The sequence below is a fragment of the uncultured Marinobacter sp. genome (genome assembly GCF_947488835.1).
Taxonomy (GTDB): domain Bacteria; phylum Pseudomonadota; class Gammaproteobacteria; order Pseudomonadales; family Oleiphilaceae; genus Marinobacter.
The window spans coordinates 1,118,467-1,140,012 of record NZ_CANLBK010000001.1 but is presented as its reverse complement, the minus strand read 5'-3'; the positions used below and the strand labels follow the sequence as shown (position 1 = coordinate 1,140,012).

Annotated in this window: 17 protein-coding genes; 13 read left to right on the top strand and 4 right to left on the bottom strand. The window is 52.2% G+C overall.

The window, feature by feature from the left end; all coding sequences use genetic code 11:
• Positions 1-62: 62 nt before the first annotated feature.
• The 10 genes from Q0824_RS05280 (at position 63) to Q0824_RS05235 (ending at position 11,114) form a co-directional block, all read left to right on the top strand.
• A complete protein-coding gene (locus tag Q0824_RS05280; RefSeq protein WP_298448154.1) occupies positions 63-1,304 on the top strand; it encodes a hypothetical protein in 1,242 nt (413 codons plus the stop codon).
• A complete protein-coding gene (locus Q0824_RS05275) occupies positions 1,291-2,310 on the top strand; it encodes an NAD-dependent epimerase/dehydratase family protein (protein WP_298448153.1) in 1,020 nt (339 codons plus the stop codon). Before Q0824_RS05280 ends, Q0824_RS05275 begins: the two co-directional genes overlap by 14 nt.
• Positions 2,311-2,358: 48 nt before the next feature.
• Positions 2,359-3,621 carry a Vi polysaccharide biosynthesis UDP-N-acetylglucosamine C-6 dehydrogenase TviB gene (tviB, locus tag Q0824_RS05270; protein ID WP_298448152.1) on the top strand — a complete coding sequence of 421 codons (1,263 nt, stop codon included), beginning with the start codon at positions 2,359-2,361 and terminating at the stop codon, positions 3,619-3,621.
• The gene (locus Q0824_RS05265; protein ID WP_298448151.1) at positions 3,618-4,754 is read left to right on the top strand and encodes a glycosyltransferase family 4 protein; all 1,137 of its coding nucleotides are present in this window, start codon (positions 3,618-3,620) and stop codon (positions 4,752-4,754) included. The genes tviB and Q0824_RS05265 overlap by 4 nt, the downstream gene beginning before the upstream one ends.
• The gene (locus tag Q0824_RS05260) at positions 4,751-5,713 is read left to right on the top strand and encodes an SDR family oxidoreductase (protein WP_298448149.1); all 963 of its coding nucleotides are present in this window, start codon (positions 4,751-4,753) and stop codon (positions 5,711-5,713) included. Before Q0824_RS05265 ends, Q0824_RS05260 begins: the two co-directional genes overlap by 4 nt.
• A 4-nt stretch (positions 5,714-5,717) precedes the next feature.
• Positions 5,718-6,275, top strand: a complete 558-nt coding sequence (locus tag Q0824_RS05255; protein WP_298448147.1) for a sugar transferase — start codon at positions 5,718-5,720, stop codon at positions 6,273-6,275.
• A 10-nt stretch (positions 6,276-6,285) separates the two neighbouring features.
• Positions 6,286-7,074: a glucosamine-6-phosphate deaminase gene (nagB, locus tag Q0824_RS05250; protein WP_298448145.1), complete on the top strand. Its 789-nt coding sequence runs from the start codon at positions 6,286-6,288 to the stop codon at positions 7,072-7,074.
• Position 7,075: 1 nt separating this feature from the next.
• Positions 7,076-9,016, top strand: a complete 1,941-nt coding sequence (locus Q0824_RS05245; RefSeq protein WP_298448143.1) for a nucleoside-diphosphate sugar epimerase/dehydratase — start codon at positions 7,076-7,078, stop codon at positions 9,014-9,016.
• A 150-nt stretch (positions 9,017-9,166) separates the two neighbouring features.
• A complete protein-coding gene (locus Q0824_RS05240; protein WP_298448141.1) occupies positions 9,167-10,573 on the top strand; it encodes an MBL fold metallo-hydrolase in 1,407 nt (468 codons plus the stop codon).
• Between the two features lie 172 nt (positions 10,574-10,745).
• Entirely contained in the window at positions 10,746-11,114 is a 369-nt protein-coding gene (locus Q0824_RS05235; RefSeq protein ID WP_298448139.1) for a histone-like nucleoid-structuring protein, MvaT/MvaU family, read from the top strand.
• Between the two features lie 83 nt (positions 11,115-11,197).
• On the opposite strand, the gene Q0824_RS05230 is transcribed toward Q0824_RS05235, so the two are convergent.
• Both Q0824_RS05230 and Q0824_RS05225 read right to left on the bottom strand, forming a co-directional pair.
• Positions 11,198-12,172, bottom strand: a complete 975-nt coding sequence (locus tag Q0824_RS05230; RefSeq protein WP_298448137.1) for a sensor domain-containing diguanylate cyclase — start codon at positions 12,170-12,172, stop codon at positions 11,198-11,200.
• 3 nt (positions 12,173-12,175) lie between these two features.
• Entirely contained in the window at positions 12,176-13,207 is a 1,032-nt protein-coding gene (locus tag Q0824_RS05225; protein ID WP_298448136.1) for a response regulator, read from the bottom strand.
• A 401-nt stretch (positions 13,208-13,608) separates the two neighbouring features.
• Here Q0824_RS05225 and Q0824_RS05220 point away from each other — a divergent pair, with 401 nt between their 5' ends.
• Both Q0824_RS05220 and sbcB read left to right on the top strand, forming a co-directional pair.
• The gene (locus Q0824_RS05220) at positions 13,609-14,382 is read left to right on the top strand and encodes a hypothetical protein (protein ID WP_298448134.1); all 774 of its coding nucleotides are present in this window, start codon (positions 13,609-13,611) and stop codon (positions 14,380-14,382) included.
• A 47-nt stretch (positions 14,383-14,429) separates the two neighbouring features.
• Positions 14,430-15,872, top strand: a complete 1,443-nt coding sequence (gene sbcB / locus Q0824_RS05215) for an exodeoxyribonuclease I (protein ID WP_298448132.1) — start codon at positions 14,430-14,432, stop codon at positions 15,870-15,872.
• Positions 15,873-15,925: 53 nt separating this feature from the next.
• Here sbcB and Q0824_RS05210 read toward each other — a convergent pair whose 3' ends face one another.
• The gene (locus Q0824_RS05210) at positions 15,926-17,926 is read right to left on the bottom strand and encodes a hypothetical protein (RefSeq protein WP_298448130.1); all 2,001 of its coding nucleotides are present in this window, start codon (positions 17,924-17,926) and stop codon (positions 15,926-15,928) included.
• A gap of 263 nt (positions 17,927-18,189) precedes the next feature.
• Positions 18,190-19,659 carry a flagellin gene (locus Q0824_RS05205; protein WP_298448128.1) on the bottom strand — a complete coding sequence of 490 codons (1,470 nt, stop codon included), beginning with the start codon at positions 19,657-19,659 and terminating at the stop codon, positions 18,190-18,192.
• A gap of 386 nt (positions 19,660-20,045) precedes the next feature.
• Here Q0824_RS05205 and Q0824_RS05200 point away from each other — a divergent pair, with 386 nt between their 5' ends.
• Entirely contained in the window at positions 20,046-21,542 is a 1,497-nt protein-coding gene (locus Q0824_RS05200) for a flagellin (RefSeq protein WP_298448126.1), read from the top strand.
• Positions 21,543-21,546: the final 4 nt, after the last annotated feature.

Below are 21,546 nucleotides of genomic sequence, written 5' to 3'. Positions count from 1 at the left end.
TGCTCAGACTGATTTTAGTTCCTAACCGAGAGTGATGTCTTGAACGTATTTCGAGTGTCTGAATGACCGACTTGGACTGGATATTTGATGCCGGTTTTTTCGGTATGCGCTTTTACGACATGCCGAACTTGCTCCTTTGTTTGTTATTCGTTTTTATAAATTGTCGGCTGATGAAGGTGCCACGGTTAGCTGAAATAGTGCTTTTTGGTCATTGCCTGCTCCCGATGTTTCTAAATGGGGTGGTTTTTTCATTTTCTTTTATGCCGGATGCGTTCAAGTATTGGCATGCTTTCAATGCTATCAGGAGTGGAGAGCTTGGTTTTTTTGATGCGTTGACAGGTGGTAACGTAGAGCAAGCGGCTGCATTATTTACATTAATGCCATTCCCGCTAGCGGTTACGCCATTAAGTATTGGATTTATAAATACTTTTTTATACTTGGTATTATTTTTTTGGTTGTTTAGAAAAAAAGTTTTCACCAGTCTTTCCATGTGGTTTTACCTCCTTTATCCCAGTCTTGCTTTGTATACAGGGATGGGCCTTAGAGATAACTTTATACTAGTGTTTATGGTAGTTGCCATCCAATGGGCACGGGAAGGCCGTTGGCTAGTTTTATGGTTTCCACTCGTATTGCTTTTTACAATTAAATTTCAGAATTTTTTTGTTTTAGCCCCTTTGCTTCTTGCATACACGTGGTTTGGTATTCGGCATGGCGGAGTTTCACTAGGGAGGGGGGCAATAACATTGAGTGTGGGATTTATTGTTTTTCTTATAGCAGCTCCCATAGCGTTACCACTCGTTAACTATTATCGTGCTGCGATGTTTGCGGAGGATGGTGGTGATCCATCACAGGTGGTATTAATAAACGGGCCAAGCGAGTTTATTCTGGAAGGAATTACTAGTGGTTTGTATTTTTTTATGAAGCCTTTTCCTTGGGAAACTTCAAATTTTTTTCAGTTAATTCAGTCTTTTGAAAATATTGCTATAGTGGTCGTGACTTTCCTGATCATAAGAGTCGCTTGGCGACGTGCCCCGCGGAAACTGAATTTTTGGTTGTTGTTTATTATTTTCGCGCTTTCGATTTATGGGTTGGTTGTATTCAATTATGGTACCGCAGCTCGTTACCGTTACCCCTTTATCACTATTTTTGTACTATTTGTGTGTTCGGACTGTGATGTTCGCTCGCTCTTCAGGCCATTTGCGCCCGCGCATTGGCGGATAGGGCGTGCCAGTCAGCCCCAACTTGCTCCTAGTGCCATTCGTTCTGTAGAAAAGGAAACCAAAGCCCCTGATGCGATATCATGATTTGTGTACCCGCCTTGAAAATGAATCCAACACTTGGTTGATCACCGGCGTTGCTGGCTTCATAGGCTCCAATCTTTTGGAGCATTTATTACAATTGAACCAACAAGTGGTTGGCCTGGATAACTTCGCCACTGGCCACCAACACAACTTAAATGAAGTCCAAAGCCTCGTAAGCCGAGAGCAATGGTCATGCTTCACTTTTATTGAAGGTGATATCCGCAACGAAGAGGACTGTAAAAAAGCTTGCAGTGGTGTGGATTACATTCTCCATCAAGCCGCCCTTGGTTCAGTACCACGTTCCATCAGCGACCCGATCACCACAAATGCCGCCAACATCACTGGCTTTATCAACATGCTGGTGGCGGCGCGGGATGCCGGAGTGAAGAGCTTCACCTATGCCGCGTCCAGCTCTACCTATGGCGACCATCCGGCGCTACCAAAGATGGAAGAAAATATCGGCAAACCACTATCGCCCTATGCGGTTACTAAATATGTGAATGAGCTGTATGCCGATGTGTTCTCTCGCAGCTACGGGTTCAATGCCATTGGTCTGCGTTACTTTAATATTTTCGGCAAGAGGCAAGACCCTAATGGTGCCTATGCCGCGGTCATCCCCAAATGGACTGCAGCCATGGTCAGTGGTGAGGATGTTTTCATCAACGGTGATGGTGAAACCAGCCGAGATTTCTGTTTCATCGAGAATGCGGTGCAGGCCAACCTCCTCGCCGCCACTGCGGACGAATCTGCCAAGAATGAGGTCTACAACGTGGCGGTTGGAGATCGCACCACGTTGAATATCCTGTTCGACTCATTGAAAGAGGCTTTGGCAGAGAGCAGCGTCGTTTATGAGAAAGAGCCAGTGTACCGTGATTTTCGACCGGGAGATGTGCGGCACTCCCAGGCAGACATTAGTAAGGCTGCCAGTAAGCTAGGGTATGCGCCGGAATATAGAATTAGAGAAGGAATTGCCAAGGCTATGCCCTGGTATCTAGATCACAAAAGCTGAATTTCCTCACCCTTAGTAACTTGTCACGTCTATCAACGGATTTATTGCATGAAAAAAATCGCAATCATCGGCCTCGGTTACGTGGGCCTTCCTCTGGCCGTCGCTTTTGGTGAAAAACGCGAAGTTGTTGGTTTTGATATCAATGCTAAGCGCATTGCCGAGCTCAACAACGGCGAAGACTTCACTCGCGAAGTATCAGCAGAGGAACTGGGTGCAGCGCCTGAATTATCGTTTACCGATTCGCTGGATGATATTGCAGACTGCACCGTGTTCATTGTGACTGTACCTACGCCCATCGATGACTTCAAAACCCCAGACCTAACGCCGCTGATAAAGGCCAGTGAAAGCGTGGGCAAGGTGTTAAAAGTCGGCGATATCGTGGTTTACGAATCCACGGTTTATCCCGGTGCCACTGAAGAAGTGTGTGTTCCGGTATTGGAAAGTGTGTCCGGCTTGAAGTTCAATGCGGATTTCTATGCGGGTTATAGCCCGGAGCGGATTAACCCAGGGGACAAGGAGCACCGCGTAACCACGATTATGAAGGTTACCTCTGGCTCTACTCCAGCCATTGCGGATGAAGTGGATGCCCTATACGCGGACATCATTACCGCCGGTACCCACAAGGCCAGTTCCATCAAGGTAGCAGAAGCTGCCAAGGTGATTGAGAATACCCAGCGAGATCTCAACATTGCCTTGATAAACGAACTCGCGATGATCTTTGCCCGGTTAGGGATTGATACCCATGAGGTGCTAGCTGCAGCTGGTACTAAATGGAACTTCTTGCCGTTCAAGCCCGGCTTGGTAGGCGGCCACTGCATTGGGGTGGATCCGTATTACCTGACCCATAAGGCCCAGGCTATTGGATACCACCCGGAAATCATTCTTGCAGGACGGAGGGTAAATGATGGCATGGGGTCTTATGTGGCGGCAGAACTGGTCAAGGCGATGATAAAGTCAGGCCACACTATAGCCAAGGCGCGTGTACTGATAATGGGCTTCGCTTTTAAGGAGAATTGCCCCGACTTGCGCAACACCCGTGTAATAGATGTAGTGAAAGAGCTGAAGGAGTTCGGCTGTGCAGTTGATGTAACTGACTGTTGGGCTGACAGTGCTGAGTCAGAGCACGAGTATGGCATCAGCCTGACCGAGCAGCCAGGTCAGGGCGAATACGACGGTGTGATAGTTGCGGTACCGCACAAGGAATATGCTGCGATGAGCTCGGATGATCTTCGAGGTTATCTGAAAGATGACGGAGTGCTTTATGACCTCAAGGGTTTATTGCCTCTGGGAGAGGCGGATTTGCGGCTTTGATTAAGGCTCCAGGTAGAATTTTGTTCGTGGTGAATGCGCCGGAGTTTTTTCTGTCGCATCGCCTGCCCATAGCTCAAGCTGCGAAAGCTGAAGGCTATGATGTATATGTTGCCTCGGCATTTGGAGAAAAGGTCGGCGAAATTGAAAAGCAGGGATTTACCCACCATGTTGTACCATTTGCAAGGAGGGGGCAAAACCCACTCAGTGAGCTGAAAACGATATTGAAGTTAATCGCATTGTTTCGCAGTCTCAAGCCGGACTTGGTTCACCTTGTCACCATTAAACCGGTTGTATATGGGGGTGTTGCAGCACGATTCTCTGGCGTGAATGCTGTGGTGTCCGCTGTTTCTGGGCTTGGTACGGTTTTTCTTGCATCTTCAATTGCGGCAAAAGCCCGCCGGTGGCTGGTCAAACGACTGTATGCGGCAGCATTTAAGCAGAAAAGGTTCGCTGTAATTTTTCAGAACCCGGATGATCGCGACACTTTGCAAAGCCTTGTTGCGTTGGAGCCGTCGGACACAAGAATGATTCGTGGTTCAGGTGTGGATCTCGATGAGTATCCATGCCTGCCGGAGCCAGCGGGTAAGCCGGTTGTGGTCATGGCAGCGCGCTTATTAAGCGATAAAGGTGTTTTCGAGTTTGTTCAGGCTGCGCAACTATTAGGTGAGCGGAGCGTGCCTGTGACCATGCGTCTTGTAGGATCGCCAGACCCTGGAAATCCAACAAGTGTCTCCAAACCTGATCTAGAAAGCTGGAAGCGAGCCGGGGTGGTTGAGCTGCTCGGGTATCGTAGCGATATTGCTGAGCAGTACGCGGCAGCCCATATTGTATGCCTGCCGTCTTACCGGGAAGGGTTGCCAAAAAGTCTGGTAGAGGCTGCTGCATGTGGGAGAGCCGTAGTGACGACCGATGTGCCAGGCTGTCGCGATGCAATTACTCCTGATGTAACGGGGGTGCTTGTTCCTGCAAAAGATCCTTTAGGGCTAGCTGATGCTCTACAGTCCCTTATCCAGAACCCAGAGTTGAGGCATGAAATGGGACGGGAAGGCAGAAAGCTCGCTGAAGAGGCGTTTGCGATTGAGCGTATTGTGGCGCAGCATATTGAGATCTATCGAGATTTACTTAAGCCATGACGAATAGATTGCGGATTCTTGTAACTGGTGCGAATGGATTCGTGGGCGGGTCGCTTTTTCACCGTTTTAGCAAAGACCCAAAACTTGAATGTGTGGGCGTTGTGAGATCAGGCTCCGTGCATGTAGATGCGATAGAGAATATTGTTGCCATTGGGGATATGGATAAGCCCGTAAATTGGTCATCCGTACTTTCAGGCCAAGACGTTGTTGTGCATACAGCAGCCCGTGCCCACATAATGAAAGACGAATCCGCTGATCCTCTTTCAGCTTATCGTGCAGTTAATTCAACAGGCACGCTCAACCTAGCCCGGCAAGCTGCCGCCGCAGGTGTAAAACGCTTCATCTTTATAAGTTCGATTAAAGTGAACGGTGAGCAAACTGCCACAGACCAACCTTTCTACTCGCGCGACACACCCGCACCCCAAGATTTCTACGGTATTTCCAAGCACGAAGCGGAGCAGGCTTTGCGTGAACTGGCTGCGGAAACTGGTATGGAAGTCGTTATCATTCGGCCTCCGCTCGTTTACGGTCCGGGAGTGAAGGGCAACTTTGCCAGTATGATAAAGCTGGTTAGCAAGGGTTTGCCATTGCCATTGGGCGCTGTCCACAACAAGCGCTCTCTGGTTGCGCTGGATAATCTTGTTGATCTGATCATCACCTGCATAGACCATCCAGGCGCAGCCAATCAGACGTTTCTGGTTAGCGACGGTGAGGATTTGTCTACAACGCAATTGCTTAAAGGTGTTGCTGAAGCCATGGGCCGGCCATCACGGCTTATACCTGTTCCCGCAGGCTTGCTTCAATTGGGCGCGACACTCCTTGGAAGTAAAGCCGTGGCCCAGCGCTTATTCGGATCCCTCCAAGTTGATATTAGTCATACCCAGAAGACTTTGAACTGGGCGCCACCCTTAACGGTAAAGCAGGGCTTGCAGCGCTGTTTCCCAGACCATCAGGATTGAAGCTGTGATTCGTTTATTGGATTTTATATTTTCGTTGTTGGGATTGGTGTTTGGTTTTCCGGCGCTGCTTGTGCTCTACGTAATTGGTTTGTTCGACACAGGTTCTCCGGTGTTCAAGCAACAACGAGTTGGGCGGAATAAAAAGCCATTCACGCTGGTAAAGTTCCGCACTATGTCCGTAGACACTGCTTCCGTAGCCAGTCACCTGGCAAGCAGTTCGTCCATCACCAAGTTTGGTCATTTTCTTCGGAAAACCAAGCTGGATGAATTGCCCCAACTATGGAATGTATTAAAAGGGGAGATGAGTTTGGTGGGCCCGCGCCCCTGTCTGTTTAATCAGGAAGAGTTAATTGCAGAGCGCGAAGAGCGCGGTGTGCTAAAGGCTCGCCCGGGTATAACTGGTTTGGCGCAGGTAAACGATATTGATATGTCTACGCCAAAGCTGCTAGCAGAAACGGATGCCAAGATGTTGGCTAGTTTGAGCTTGGCTGCCTACTTTAAATACATCCTCATGACCGTTTCAGGCAAAGGAGCTGGCGACCGGGTGCCAGGCAAAGATTGAGCCGCCAATCATGTACAAAATCTTCAACACCACCCAAGAAGCATCCCACTACACCGCCCAGCGCCTCCTAGCCCGGATTCAAGCCAACCCCTGCACCAACCTGGGCTTGGCAACCGGCAGCACTATGGAGCCCGTGTATCACCGCTTGTTAGAGTGTTTACAGCGCGAACCTGTAGATCTGTCCCAGCTCACCACCTTTAATCTGGACGAGTATATTGGTCTGGGTGGGGAGCATGCTCAGAGCTACCGCTATTACATGCATCAGCATTTATTCAACAAGCTAAGCATCCCGGAAGAGAAAATAAATCTTCCAGACGGCATGGCGATGGATGTTGAGAAGGCTTGCCACGCCTACTCTGAGGCAATCCGGGGAGCAGGCGGGTTGGATTTACAACTGTTGGGCATTGGCTCCAATGGCCATATTGGTTTCAATGAACCCCATACCTGTTTCTCCAGCCGAACCCATGTAATTGAGCTGTCCGAGCAAACTCGACTGGACAACGGTCGCTTTTTTGTCGATAAGAAGGAAGTGCCCACCCGCGCAATCACTATGGGTATTCAGGATATTCTGGAGGCCAAGGAGATTGTTCTGTTGGCGACGGGCATGAAAAAAGCAGCCATTATGGCGGATTTGTTCCACAGTACTGTGGATGAGGCTTTGCCGGCATCGGCGTTGAAGCAACACTCTGATGTCACAATAGTACTGGATTGCGACGCTGCCTCTTTACTTCCTCAGCAGATGTTTAGTGAGACTATGGGGATGAGGGAAGGAGTTCGACAGATGAGGGATTACACTTAATATGTTTACGCAGTTCCTGGGATTGCCCCGTATACAAAAGCGTCTTGTTTCCCTGTCGGTAGATGCTGTCGCGCTCTCGTTTGCTCTTTGGGCATCCTTTGCCTTGCGTTTGGAGCAGACCTTTTGGCTACCGACTAAGGGGCAGCTTCTGATCACAGCCCTTACGGTGGTCTTTACCTTAGGCGTTTTCGTTCGTCTCGGCCTGTACCGCGCCGTTGTCCGTTATATGAGTGATCGGGCTTTCCTCACCATCATTACCGGTGTCGGGATTTCGGCCCTGTTGTTGATCATCCTCGGTTACAGCCTGCAAGTTCAGATCCCCCGCTCTGTTCCCGTGATTTACGCGGCCTTGGCCTTTATTTTTGTAGGCGGCAGCCGCATGAGTGTGCGCATGCTGGTGCATCACACCACCAGCCGTGGCAAGGAGTGTGTGGCCATTGTGGGGGCAGGGGAAACCGGCGCTCAGTTGGCCAAAGCACTGCAGCAGGGTACCGAGTATCACCCGGTGGCGTTCATCGGCTTGATACCAGCCAATCACAAGGCTCTGATCGCAGGTTTACCCGTGTTTGCTCTGAGCCATCTGGAACAGGCGGTGCGAGGGCATGGCGTAAAACGTTTGCTTCTGGCATTGGATGCGGATGAGAAGATTGACCGCCGCAAGCTCCTTAATCAGCTGGAGACATTGAAGCTGCCGGTTCAAACCGTGCCCTCCATGAGCGAGCTGGTAGCCGGCCAGGCTCGAATTAACGACATCCGCGATCTTGAACTCGAAGACCTGTTAGGCCGGGATCCAGTGCGCCCGGATAATGCCCAGGTAGCAGCCAGTTTGTATGGCAAAGCGGTGATGGTAACCGGGGCTGGCGGCTCCATTGGTTCCGAGCTGTGCCGTCAAATTATTCATCATCGACCCCGGGTTCTGGTGCTGTTTGAGCAATCCGAATTTTCCTTGTATGCCATTGAGCGTGAGCTGCAGGCCATCAACCGAATTGATGGGTTGAATGTGGAGATTCACCCTCTGCTGGGCAGTGTCGTCCACCGCCGCCGCTGTGAAACGGTGATGCGTAGTTTTGGCATTCAAACGGTTTACCACGCAGCCGCCTACAAGCATGTGCCCTTGGTTGAGCACAATGTGATTGAAGGTGTGCAGAACAACGTGTTCGGCACCTTGCACGCTGCAGAAGCCGCCATTACTGCAGGGGTTGAGCGCTTTGTTCTGATTTCCACCGACAAGGCCGTTCGCCCGACGAATGTAATGGGCGCGAGCAAGCGCATGGCGGAGTTGGTGCTGCAAGGCTTGGCGCAGCGCCAGAGTAAAACGATTTTCTCCATGGTTCGGTTTGGCAATGTGCTGGGGTCGTCCGGTTCGGTGGTGCCGCTGTTCCGCGACCAGATTCGCGACGGCGGGCCTATTACGGTTACCCACAAGGACATCATCCGCTACTTCATGACCATCCCTGAGGCCAGCCAGTTGGTACTACAGGCGGGCAGTATGGGCCGTGGCGGTGAGGTGTTTGTTCTGGATATGGGCGAGCCGGTGAAGATTGCCGATTTGGCCCGCAAGATGATTAACCTGATGGGGCTTGTGGAGAAAACGCCGGAGCAGCCTGAGGGAGATATAGAGGTTGTCTTTTCGGGGCTGCGGCCTGGTGAAAAGCTTTTCGAGGAGTTGCTGATTGGCGACGACCCTCAGGGTACCTCCCACCCGCGCATTATGATGGCCCGAGAGGTTTCTATGGTTTGGGAGGAGCTGGATGCGGTACTCAAACAACTGGCCCGTGCCAGTCAGGATTTCGATTGCTGCTTGATTATTGATACGCTCAAAAGTGCGCCCACGGGTTATACGCCCAATGGGGGTGTGGCGGATTTGGTTTGGTGTAATGGCAGCGAGCATGCAAAGTTTGATGAGGAAACCGAAAGGAAGATTCACCGCTTGCCGGTTTGATTAGAGAGGCCCCCTCTCCCCCGGCCCCTCTCCCGCGGGGGGAGAGGGGAGAAAACTCCAAAGCCTGAAGACAATGCAGTTAAAGCCCCTCGCCCCTAGCGGGAGAGGGGTTGGGGAGAGGGGAGATACATACAACAAGGATTGTTGACCATGATTGAAATATCCCACCACGGCGCCACCTCTGGCGTCACTGGCTCCTGCCACGAACTTACTCTGCACTCTGAACAAGCCCCTCCAGCCGGTATTTTGATCGACTGCGGCCTGTTTCAGGGTGCTGAGAAGGGCGACGGCGCGTCGGCCTCCAATCTCTCCGTTGATTTCCCCATAGACCACATCCGCGCCCTGGTTGTCACCCATGTGCACATAGACCACGTGGGCCGCATTCCATATTTATTGGCGGCCGGGTTCGAGGGGCCGATTATTTGTTCCGAGCCCTCTGCCATCATGCTTCCGGAAATTCTGGAAGATGCGTTAAAGATTGGTTTCACCCGAGACAAGCAGCTAATTGAGCGAGTGCTCGGTTTGATTCGTTCCCGGTTGGTGCCTGTACCCTATGGGCAATGGCATGAGGTGTTTGCAGAATCTGGGGCTTCGCTGTCGGTACGTTTGCAACGTGCCGGGCATATTCTGGGCTCTGCCTATGTTGAATGCGATGCAGTGTCTGGTCACAAGCATGAGCGGATTGTATTCAGTGGCGACTTGGGCGCGCCCCATGCACCTTTGCTGCAGGAGCCTGCCTCACCGGAACGGGCAGATCGCCTGGTGATTGAAAGTACCTACGGTGATAAGGATCACGAAAGCCGGGAAACTCGGCGTTATCGCCTGAAGGCTATTCTGGAGCGGGCACTGGCGGATGGCGGCACGGTATTGATTCCGGCGTTCAGCATTGGCCGCACCCAAGAATTGCTGTACGAGATTGAGGGCCTGATTCACGAGTTTGGAAGCGACTGTGTAACCGATGGCTTGGCCTGGAGCGATCTGGAAATTGTGGTGGATTCGCCTTTGGCGGCTGAGTTCACAAGTATCTACCGCCAGTTAAAGCCCTTCTGGAATGGAGAGGCGGCTGAACTGGTTCGGCAGGGGCGGCATCCGCTCTCTTTTGAGCAATTAACGGTGATTAACTCCCATGATAATCACCTCAACGCAGTGGACTACCTTGCTCGCTCCCATCGCCCCTGTGTGGTGCTGGCCGGTTCCGGCATGTGTGCCGGTGGCAGGGTGGTTAATTATCTGAAAGCCATGCTTGGGGAAGCCAGAAATGATGTGTTGTTTGTGGGCTATCAGGCCGCAGGTACGCCCGGGCGGGATATTCTTGCTTATGGGCCCCGTGGTGGATGGGTAGAGTTAGATGGGGAGCGATTTGATATTCGGGCAAGTGTGCACCAGGTGGGCGGCTACTCTGCACACGCTGGCCAATCGGATTTAGTTCGCTTTATTGAAGGCATTCCCGAAAAGCCGGCCGAGATTCGAATTGTGCACGGAGATGCTTATGCCAAGCAGGCATTCAAACAGCGCCTTGAGAGCCTGGGGTATTCGGGTGTTTTGATACCAAACTAATAGTAAATTAAACCTATGTTATGAGTTATTAAAGGCTTTTTAATTATTAGTCTTTGCCATATATAACCCTATGAATTATTATTCCTGTGTCTTTTGGCAAGCCGCGAGCATTGTGTTTGCTTTAGCGAGGTTTGATTTCCAGAGTCCACAGAAACTATAAGGTTTTATTTCCATGGCAAAGATTAACGATTATTACCAGAAAAAGCAGCTAATGGAACAGCTCGCAAACGAGATTAACCAGCTGGAACAGGATCAGTCCCTGAAGCGCGAACTGGCCTTTGAAAGCAGTATTCGGGAATTGATGGAAGAGTATGACAAGTCGCCGAAGCACGTGCTTCGTATTTTGGCCGCCATCGATCCTTCTATCGCGACAGAAAAAGCACAAGGCAGCACTGGCACCCGCGCCAAGCGCCCCATGAAAACCTATACTAACCCGCACACGGGTGAAGTGGTCAAGACTCGCGGTGGCAATCACAAAACGCTGAACGAGTGGCGTAAAACCCACGGCAAAGAAACAGTACAGAGCTGGCAGAAAGACTGATTAGCCAGAGATGTGAAAAAAGGGGCCGGATGATCTATTCATCCGGCCCCTTTTTTGTACTAATATTTGTTTTACGGTTTATTCTAATCGGGCAGATCAGGGCTTTGGTGAACAATAACGCGGTTCCTGCCAGCCTTCTTTGCTGCATATAGAGCTTCATCGGCCTGCTGCATCCAGGACATATGGTTTTCAGGCTTGCCACTTAATTGTGAAATCCCCACGCTTACTGTGTATTGGATGGGGGCTACACTGGTTTGTACAATGCTTTTTTCGATGCTGTCCCGTATTCGCTCACATATAACACGGGCCCCTTCGGCATCGGTTTCCGGCAATATAATTCCAAATTCTTCGCCACCGTAGCGGCCAATGCTGTCGGATGATCGCAAACTGTCTTTCGCCGTTGTTGCTGTGTGTTTGATTACTTCATCTCCGGCAAGGTGGCCATGGGCATCGTTTACTTTTTTAAAGAAGTCGATATCAAACATCACAAGGCTGGTTGTGTGGCCATAGCGGCGGAAGCGTTCAAACTCTGCATCCACCAGGTTCTCCCAGGTTCCCCGGTTCAACAGGCCGGTCAAACGGTCGGTCATGCTGAGTTTGGCGAGCAGCTCATTGGCTTGTTCCAGAGCCCGTTTGGCGGTGGCTATATCGGTTACGTCGTACACCATGATGCATATTTTCTCCACCTGCCCGGTACTGCCTGAAAGCGGGCTGATGGTGAGATTCTGGAACATATAATCATCCGTTCCAGTAATGGGGCGCGTATTGCGGAACTGGAACAGGTAGGGCCGTTGCTCCCAAGACGTGAACGCTCGTGTATTAAGCAATGTGACGGCATCCACCTTGCGCCTCAGCCAGGCTTCCGGAATGTTGGGGAACAGCTCAAAAATCACCTGGTTACGGGTTTTACTGGCGGTAATACCGCTGTGGTTTTCCATGAAGCCGTTCCAGGCTTGCACCCGGAAGTCCAAATCCAACACCACCAGGCCAACTTCAACGGATTCGAGCATATCCACCAGCCAGTGGAAGGATTGGGCTTCAAGTTCGTTTATGGCCATGGTTTAGTCCGTCAGGTATTGGAGGCGTTGTTCAAGGAAGGGCACTGAGTCTTCCGTGAGCAGCACCAGCATGTCGCACTGAATATTTCTGTCTTCCAGGGTGTAGCTGATCTCGATGCACAGGAGTTGTTCCTCCCGGGAGTTCTGGTGTTCAAGTAGATCTGTGATCTGCCTGTGTTGGCCGAGCACGCTGGGGTGGCTGAGGCCGAGTTCGAGATCCAGTTGGTCGCCCATGCCTTTGAGAAAAGCGCCGAACAGAATGCTCGACATATCCATCAGCACTTCCACGTTTACGGATGCACCCTCAAAGTTTTCGTAGTGAAGCAGTTCAGCCATTTCCCGAAAGCTGGCATCCGCAAACAGCAGCAAGGCCTCGCCGGCAATTCCCGCACCGGTGAAACCTTGGCATACCGCGGAATAGGTGTCGCTGTCGTGGGCCGCAGAAATGGCCATGTGGAGTTCGGAGTTGGCAATAAAGGCCACTTTTGGAATGGGCTGTTTCACAAACACTCGCAAAAGCCGGGCGAGTAAGTCTGACGAGCGCCCCATGGCGACGTTGGCGATTTCCTGAAGGTAATCGTTGAGCGAGACTGAAATTTCCGGGGTGTGGGAAGCATCGTCGGGGCTGAGTGTGCCATCGCTCAGTGCGGTGCTTTCAAGCTCCCCTGGGCGGTAAAAGCCGTATTCGGCGAGCAGGCTGAGGACAACCCCCATATCTGTGGGCTTCTTGATGAAATCGATCGCACCAAGCTTGCGGACCCGGTCCCGCGCTTCGGGCTGGATGTCGCCAGACACTACGATGGTCATGATGGGGAGGTCTTCGGCCAGAACATGCTCCAGAACCTGGTAGCCGTCCATCTCCGGCATGTTCAGATCGAGAAACATCAGGTCGGCTTCGCCAGCGCGTAGCTTATCTAGCGCTTCCAGGCCGTTATTGGCAAAAAGGATGGTGTCGGCTAGCCCGGCCGGGAGGGCGCGGGCCATCTGTTTTCTGGCGAGTGCAGAATCATCGCAGATAAGAATGCGGGAGTTCATGGGTGTGCCCGGGGGCTATTGAATGTTTGTTCGCTGATCATAGCATTACGCCAGGGTATGTACACGTAAACGACACCTTCGGCTGCTGCAAATTGATGGATTGTAATGAATTGTTATTCCGGTTTGTGACTGAGCACACCTCATTGGCCTTGGGGCCTCCGATATAGTGGCATTTCGGCAACTTAATAAAGATGCAGAGTGCAAGTATAGGCTGTCTGCTTGCAACTGAAAAATCAAGACTGACAGCGAACAACCAGATTAAGAGAGGCATTTTTATGGAATATCACGCGTATGGATGCGCCGCCCTCCTTAGTTTAAGCCTAGGTATTGTGCCTGTTGCCCAAGCTGAACTGGACCCCATTTCTGAATCCGCGATGGGAGATATAACAGGGCAGGCGTTTATGAAGGTTGAGAATATAACTGGCACAAGCCATGAATATACCCGCATGAGCCTGAATATGGATGTGGAAACGCGGGTGAATATTGATGATGTACAGATTGGGGAGATTAACGGCGGTACAGATTTTTCTGCCCAGCATGTAGCCTTGGGCCACATTGCTCGCACTAATGGTGAGCAATTTAATGGGGTTACCTATAACGAAGGCGATGCCATTCCCTTCGAGGCCCGTAAGCCTTATATCGAACTGGCAGAAGACGGCGCCGGGTTGGCTGGCTTTCGTATGGGCTTTGAGCAGGCCCGTGGGTCTGTTTCATCCCATACCACGAGCTTTAGCGGCGATATAGGTATGAAAATCAGCGATTCCGGCCAAGTGTACGACGCTATGCTGTTTAGTGGCGTAGGTGGCGTGGCAACGAATAATCGCGCCACGCACATAGGTCTTGCACCCACTAGTCCGGGGCAGGTGGCTGGCTGCAACGTAGATGGCGCCTTGGCTAACTGCGCTCCGTTGACCAATCTCCGATCCGTAATTGTGGGTGAAGACACAGGCGCGACTGACGGAACTGTTGGTTTTACTGATGGCTTCTTTATCGGCTTTCAGCGGGATGACAATATGGAATGGCAAAGTCTTGATGGTCTGAATACGATCGATGTTGGCAAAGGTGTGTTCATTAACTTGCCCACTAACATGACCGTCGATCTGCAAAATCTTACCGGTGCGGGCGTTGACCGCTTGCGCACGCATCAGGTCGACATGGGTACTAACCTGTTTTGATTTGCTAGACTCCTGAACCTAATGATTCACAAGGCAGGAGTCTTCCGTTGATCCGCTCTTTTTACTGGCATGATTACGAAACCTTTGGTGTAGACCCGGTGCACGACCGGCCCTCTCAGTTTGCGGGAGTGCGAACCGATGCGGATTTGAATATTATTGAAGACCCGCTGGTTATTTACTGCAAACCCACCGACGACTACCTGCCATCACCCCAAGCCTGCCTGATTACCGGCATTACGCCTCAAAAGGCGATGGAAGAGGGCTTCCCGGAAACCGAATTTATCAACCAGATAAATGAAGCCTTCAGCCAGCCGGGCACCTGTGTGGTGGGCTACAACAGCCTGCGGTTTGATGATGAAGTAACCCGTCACACCTTGTACCGCAACCTGCAAGACCCCTATGCCCGTGAATGGCAGAACGGTAATTCCCGTTGGGATATTATCGACATGGTGCGGCTAACCTATGCACTGCGCCCGGAAGGCATCAACTGGCCCCGCAAGGAAGACGGCAGCCCCAGCTTCAAGCTTGAAGAGCTCACAGTCGCCAACGGCATTGCCCACGAAGCCGCCCACGATGCCATGTCGGATGTGGAAGCCACTCTTGCTGTAGCCAGATTGATTCGGGAAAAACAGCCGAAGCTGTTTGATTATGTGCTGAACAACAAAGACAAGCACTCTGCCCGCGCCATGCTGGATACGGCGACTATGAAGCCTGTACTCCACATCTCCGCGAAATACCCGGCCACCCGGGGCTGTTGTGCCATGGTGGCGCCGGTTGCGGATCACCCCAGCAATAAAAATTTGGTGATTGTGTACGACCTGCGGGAAGACCCAAACGAACTGATAAACGCCACGCCAGAGCAGATACGTGAGCGGGTATTTACTTCCCAAGCAGAACTGGGGGAGCAAAAGCGCTTCCCTTTAAAAGGTGTGCAACTGAACAAATGCCCGGTTTTGGCGCCTGCGAACATGCTCAGCACACTTTCTGCCGAGCGCCTGAAAGAGCTTGAACTGGATGGTGACACCCTTCGTGCCAACCTTGCATCGCTAAGAAAAGCCCCAGGATTGGCGCAGCGAATTGCAGAAGCCTTTGATCAGCCACACCAAAGCGACCTGACAGACCCGGATGAACAACTCTATGCTGGCGGCTTTATATCCCCGGCCGACCGCAGTGAGCTGAACCGAGTGCTGCAAACCCCGCCGGAGTTGTTGGTGGAGGAAAGCTTCCACTTTAAAGATGAACGGTTGCAGGAACTGCTATTCCGCTACCGTGCTCGGAACTATCCGGATTCACTGACCAGTGAAGAAGCCGAACGATGGGAACAGTTCCGAACCCAGCGTTTGATGGCACCGAAGAAAGGTTGGCTGTCGCTTGAGGCATTTGGGCTTGAGTTGCAGCGACTGGCCAGTGATCCGGAACTGACGCCCAAGAACCAGCAGATTTTGGAGGATTTGCATTTGTATGGGGAGTCTTTGATTCCTTATATTTGAACAAAAACGCCCCTCTTCCGTATTAGAAGAGGGGCGTTGATCACGCAACTAAATCAACGTCGCCGCTGAAAATACACACTCAAATTCTGCCCCATCACACTCTGCACTTCACTCCCCAAAGCCTCTGCCTGAATCTGTGTTTGTACAGGCTTGGTTGCCAAGCTATGCCCATCTTCATCACGGGCTTTGATCAGCTTCCATTCCACCTCGTTGCTCACCATCGCCATCAGATCTTTCAGCTGAGCCTCATCCTGCGGCTTGAACCAACGGTCGCGGCACCCGCCCAAACTGTAGAAGTCGTCTTCCTGCGCGAGTTCCTGCCAGGTAGCATCCTGTCGGTTCGTAAGAACCATCCGGCGAAGCTGGCGCAGGGTAGATCGGGTGGGTTGCAATCGGTGTTCTGCAATCAGTTTGCGCATCTGCCTGTCGCCGGTCGTTTGTTCGGCGATGGAGGTGTGCAGGTGCACAACGGCGCCAGAGCCGGCTGCGTTGTTTACGAGAGCGGCCAGTGAGAGTTCCGTCATGGCCGGGGAGGGCAGGCGGCCCACTTCAACCCAGTGTACTTGATGGCCATCAGCCACAAATCGTTGGGCGATGGACCAGGGCCAGAACACGATATTGCTGATCTCGGATTCGGCAGCCATGCGGGTGGCTTTGGCAATGTTGGCCAGTGATTCATCTACAGCAATCACTTCCACATCTGCCAGATAGCTGGCCAGTTCCATAGCGCGCTGACCAGATTGCGCGCCACAGACCATTATGCGCAAGGTGTCTGGCAGCTTGTCTGTGGCCAAGCCCAGCTCTGTGGCCATCAGTGACTTCAAGCTGCTTTCCGCGCGATAAGCCAGTTTCGACCAAGCGGGCCAGGCTTGTGGCACATCCATCTTATCCAGGCACAACTCTTCCGCCTTCTCATCAAAACACTGTTTGATGCCTTCTTCTTCCGCCCGGTGGTAGTAGCTGGCGGCCAGAACCGGTTGAAGCGCCAGCGGCCAATCCACCAGATTCCACTGCCCAAGCTGAACGGCAAAATCCTGATGGAACAAAGCACCGTACATGGCGCTGATCATTAGCGAACCAGTCAAAGCTTCCTGAGATTCACCCATTACAATTTGGGCTTTGAGGCTGTCATTCACCGCAGCCACCAACCGTTCTTCATCATCCTCCGCTGCCAGCGCGTAGCCTGTGCGGTCTGCGTATTGCGCTATGGCAAGGGCGAGCTGCTGGAGTTCATCCCGCAGCTCCACGGTTTGCGCAACCTCCGCCAGAATCGCGCGGCGAAGCATAACAACCAGCTCTTCCACCGCTGGGTCTGGCATGAGAGTTTTTTGCAGAGCCAGGATCAGCAGTTCGTCTGTGCTGGCGGCATCCAGGAAAATCTCGGCCTGTGGGTTATCCAGATCGTATTGCTGGCGAATGATCGCCCCCACAAAACGCCCGATTTCCTGATGGGGTAAACCCTCGTGGCTAAGCAGGGCAATGGCATCCAGCGCCAGGTTGCTGTCCGCCTTGTTTACCGCAAGATGGTGAGCGCAAGAGAGCATGCCGCTGTACACAGAATCCCACTCAGCGCCGGTTTCCAGCAGCTTGCGGTAGTGCAGGTAGGCCACATCAAACTGCCCCTGCAACCGCTTGGCATGGGCGACACCACAGAAAGCGGCGGCAGATTGCCGGTCGCAATCCAGGGCTTGCAGGAAGTGCTGTTCAGCCAGAGCAGGGCGCTCGGTTTTCAGGGCCCAGTACCCGAGGTTGGCGTATTGCTGCGCTTGGCGAGGCTGAACTTGCAGGCTGGCATTAAAGAGGTCGTGGGCGTTTTCAAGCTGCCCGTCGTCCATCTCCACGCGCCCTAACAACCCAAGAGCAACGGCGCTGTTTGGTTCAAGCGCAATCACTTCTTCCAGATACACACGGCACTCCTGCCGGGCCTGCAGGCGCTGGATATGGCTTAACCCGCCGCTGTTGGATTCGCCATAAGCACGGTTGGCCTGCAAAAGCAGGCGAGCCGCCTGTGCCTGTTGGGAATGGGATTCCTGAACGTGATGTTTGGCTTGCATGGGATACCTCATTTACCTGCCGCTAGGTTCAAAAATTGCGGCAACGGCCTGCAGTTTTTGGTTGTTTGCTGTGCTTTGTATGAGGTGTTGCGAAAGGTGTGCCAGTTTTGTCGTCGGTGCCACGCTTCTTGCTGCACGATTTCTTCGGACCGTGGATCAATATTGGAGGGTGAATCAGACCAGAATCAGTAAATTGCTGAGGCCAGGAAGAACGCAAAAAGCCCGACTCGGAAATCCGAGCCGGGCTTCTTCTTGCTGGACTATTAACCCTGCAGCAACTGCAACACCTGCTGTGGCCGGGCATTGGCCTGAGCCAAAACCGAGAGGCCAGCCTGCTGGAGCACCTGGGTGCGGGCCAGTTCGGCGGATTCTGCGGCGAAGTCGGCATCGCGGATGCGGCTGTTTGAGGCTGAGAGGTTTTCTGCAGTTGTGGCTAGGTTTTGTATGGTGGATTCGAAACGGTTTTGTACCGCACCCAATTCCGCGCGGAAACCGTTGATCTGGTCGATGGCGTAATCGATGGCAATCATCGCTCGATCGGCTCCGTCGGGTGTGGATATATTGGTGTTGTTCAGCGAAACCGTATCGTTTGCGGCACTAAAGGCTTCATTTATGTTGATGTCGGGGTTGCCGTCGTTGTTCAGGTCTGAGGTGATCTCAACGTCAATGTCTGTTCCGAACTTTGACGAAAAAACAATTTCATTGTTGGTTCGGTCGAGGTTGGCTTCAACGCCTGTTTCGTTGGATTGGGCATTGATGGTGCCCACTAAATCATTCAGCGAGCTGACGTCTGGCGAGTTGAATGACACACCGTTCACAACAAAATCAACAGAGGCTTCCCGATTGGATTTGAAGTAATCCGCCGTAGAGCCGCCTTCTGCGTTCAGGGATTGGGTGAATGTGGCGGCAGTTGGGGTCGCAGCATCGGTCAGGTCAAAGCTAACGGCTACGGTTTCACCGGACTCGTTGCTGAAGGTAAGGGTGTCGGTGGCTGTATCGCCTTCAACCGTAATGTTTGGGTAATCGCCGCTGATGGCTGTGGTGATGCTGGCCGCCAGATCAGCAATGGTATCCCCCCCCGTTGTTGCGGCAATGGGGTAATCCGTACCCCCAATGTTTACAGAGCCGGAAATAGCGGTGGCGAAATCCAGGCCGGTGGCGTCTGTTTCCTGCGGGAACGGAACGATTTTCTCAGCAAAGTTTGTGGTGGCACCGAGGGTGGCCCCCAGCCGGCTGCCCCTTGAATCCAGGCCGCTGATGCCAATGGTTTCACCAGCGTTGGCCCCCACCTGAAAGGTTTGGGTGCCGAAGGTGCCATCCAGCACTTTAAGGCCGTTGAAGGACGTTTGGCTGGCAATGCGGTTTATTTCTTCAATCCGCTGCTGCACTTCTTCGTTTAGAGCTTGCCTATCAGAAATGCTATTTGTGGCGTTAGCCGACTGAACCGACAGTTCACGAATGCGCTGCAGGTTGTTGGTGATTTCGTCCATGGCGCCTTCAGCCGTTTGCGCCAAAGATATGCCGTCGTTAGCATTCCTCTGAGCCTGGTTAAGACCAGAAATTTGAGACTGAAACCGCTCGGAAATCGCCAGCCCGGCGGCATCGTCTTTGGCCGAGTTGATGCGCAGACCAGAAGACAGTCTTTCCAGAGCCGTATTGGCCTGGCCCTGCGAGGCGTTTAAGTTCCGCTGAGCGTTCAGCGAGGCAATGTTGGTATTAATGACCTGTGGCATATCTAAACTCCCTACTCAGAGGTGCCGGGTCACGCTGCTTGTTAATGGTTGAGGCAGCATACCGGCAATAAATTTGTTAAATGGCCGTTTGTAGGGAGGCTAAGCGAAGTATGTGCCAGTTCTTCTGAATCTTCTTCAACTTACTGATTAATATAAAGAGTTAATCGGTATGTGGGTGGTGGCTGATGATAAGTGGCAAATTTCCGGCGGAGAGAGTGGGAATCAAATTGCCGTTTTTACATTCCTTTACAAAGTTCTTGGTGTTTTTCCTAAAGCAACCGAATCAGGTGCCGTTAAGTGAAGTAACAGGGCGGCGCTCCAAACCCAAAAAGAGAACGCCAGACCTTAACCATGAAATAACGACAAACTGTCGAAGGGGAAGCATTATGGCTCTCGGAATTAACACTAACGTCGCTTCATTGAACGCTCAGAACCAGTTGGGCAAGTCTCAGGGCATGAATGATCAAGCTCTGCAGCGTTTGTCCTCTGGCCTGCGTATCAACTCGGCCAAAGACGATGCCGCTGGCATGGCGATCTCTACTCGCTTTCAGTCACAGATCTCTGGCCTGAACGTGGCTACCCGTAATGCTAACGACGGTATCTCCCTGGCGCAGACCACTGAAGGCGCTCTGGATGAAGTTACCAACAACCTGCAGCGTATTCGTGAGCTGGCGGTTCAGTCGGCTAACGCCACTAACAGCGACTCAGACCGCGCAGCTCTGAACGCCGAAGTACAGCAGCGGATTGAAGAAATTGATCGTATTTCATCGCAAACAGCGTTCAACGGCCTAAAAGTTCTGGACGGTACTTTTGGCCAGGCTAATTTCCAAGTTGGTGCCAACGCGGGAGAAACCATTGGTGTGAATCTTGGCGCGGGCACACGTGCAGACAGCATTGGTGCGGTCGCTGACGTTAAATTAAACGTTGGTGCGATTGCGCTTGGTACTGGCGAATTTACCGTACAGGTAGGTGCCGGCGACGCTCAGACTGTCAAGCTGGCCGCCGACAGCAGTGCAGCCTCGATCGCTGAAGCCATTCGTAGCAAAAACATTGATGGACTTACGTCAGTACAAGGTAGTAACGAGCAGACCTTTGCCTATTCAAACGTTAGCATGGCAGATGTAAATGCTACGACTCCCCAGACCCCTGGTAAATTTGAACTGGCTATTGGCGTGGGCGGCGAAGCAGCAACAGCGGCCACGACCTTCACGGTAGATGGGACTGCAACTGCTGGTGGCGGTGGATCCCCTACTGTCGTGACGGCTCAGGATGTTGCAGACTACATCAACGGCAACGAGACGCTGAAAAAGCAAGGCTTGAGTGCCGAGGTTGTTAACAATGAGCTGAAGCTGCAAACCAAAAATGGTGAGAACTTTACGCTTAAGCAAAAGATTACAGCTGGCGATTCTGGCGTTGCAAACACGGTTGGTTTGGCTGCAGATGCAAAGGTTTCTGATGATACAGCGGCAACATTCTCAGGCGAAGTAGATATCAGTTCATTGGAGTCTATTACCATTGCAGGCACAAACGCAGCTATGGTTGGCGGTGGACAGTCCGTAGCGGCCTCTGGTGCCATTGAAGATATCGATATCAGCGATGTGGCTGGCGCAAACGATGCAATCAATCGCATTGACTCTGCTCTTGGTGCGGTAAACAGTCTCCGAGGTGATTTGGGTGCAATCCAAAACCGCTTCGAATCCACCATCGCGAACCTGAGCACCTCTGTAGAGAACCTCAGCGCCTCCAACAGCCGTATCCTGGACGCTGACTTCGCGGCTGAAACAGCCAACTTGGCTAAATCCCAGGTGCTTCAGCAGGCTGGCATCTCAGTACTGGCACAGGCTAACGCCCGTCCGCAGCAGGTACTGTCCCTCCTGCAGTAAGAGC

Excerpts from the sequence above, each read along its gene's own strand:
- Q0824_RS05280 (WP_298448154.1), top strand. The coding sequence starts at position 63 with ATGACCGACTTGGACTGGATATTTGATGCCGGTTTTTTCGGTATGCGC.
- Q0824_RS05275 (WP_298448153.1), top strand. The coding sequence starts at position 1,291 with ATGCGATATCATGATTTGTGTACCCGCCTTGAAAATGAATCCAACACT.
- Q0824_RS05205 (WP_298448128.1), bottom strand. The coding sequence starts at position 19,659 with ATGCCACAGGTCATTAATACCAACATTGCCTCGCTGAACGCTCAGCGG.
- Q0824_RS05210 (WP_298448130.1), bottom strand. The coding sequence starts at position 17,926 with ATGCAAGCCAAACATCACGTTCAGGAATCCCATTCCCAACAGGCACAG.
- Q0824_RS05240 (WP_298448141.1), top strand. The coding sequence starts at position 9,167 with ATGATTGAAATATCCCACCACGGCGCCACCTCTGGCGTCACTGGCTCC.
- nagB (WP_298448145.1), top strand. The coding sequence starts at position 6,286 with ATGTACAAAATCTTCAACACCACCCAAGAAGCATCCCACTACACCGCC.
- Q0824_RS05230 (WP_298448137.1), bottom strand. The coding sequence starts at position 12,172 with ATGGCCATAAACGAACTTGAAGCCCAATCCTTCCACTGGCTGGTGGAT.
- Q0824_RS05260 (WP_298448149.1), top strand. The coding sequence starts at position 4,751 with ATGACGAATAGATTGCGGATTCTTGTAACTGGTGCGAATGGATTCGTG.
- Q0824_RS05220 (WP_298448134.1), top strand. The coding sequence starts at position 13,609 with ATGAAGGTTGAGAATATAACTGGCACAAGCCATGAATATACCCGCATG.
- Q0824_RS05245 (WP_298448143.1), top strand. The coding sequence starts at position 7,076 with ATGTTTACGCAGTTCCTGGGATTGCCCCGTATACAAAAGCGTCTTGTT.
- tviB (WP_298448152.1), top strand. The coding sequence starts at position 2,359 with ATGAAAAAAATCGCAATCATCGGCCTCGGTTACGTGGGCCTTCCTCTG.
- Q0824_RS05225 (WP_298448136.1), bottom strand. The coding sequence starts at position 13,207 with ATGAACTCCCGCATTCTTATCTGCGATGATTCTGCACTCGCCAGAAAA.
- Q0824_RS05200 (WP_298448126.1), top strand. The coding sequence starts at position 20,046 with ATGGCTCTCGGAATTAACACTAACGTCGCTTCATTGAACGCTCAGAAC.
- Q0824_RS05235 (WP_298448139.1), top strand. The coding sequence starts at position 10,746 with ATGGCAAAGATTAACGATTATTACCAGAAAAAGCAGCTAATGGAACAG.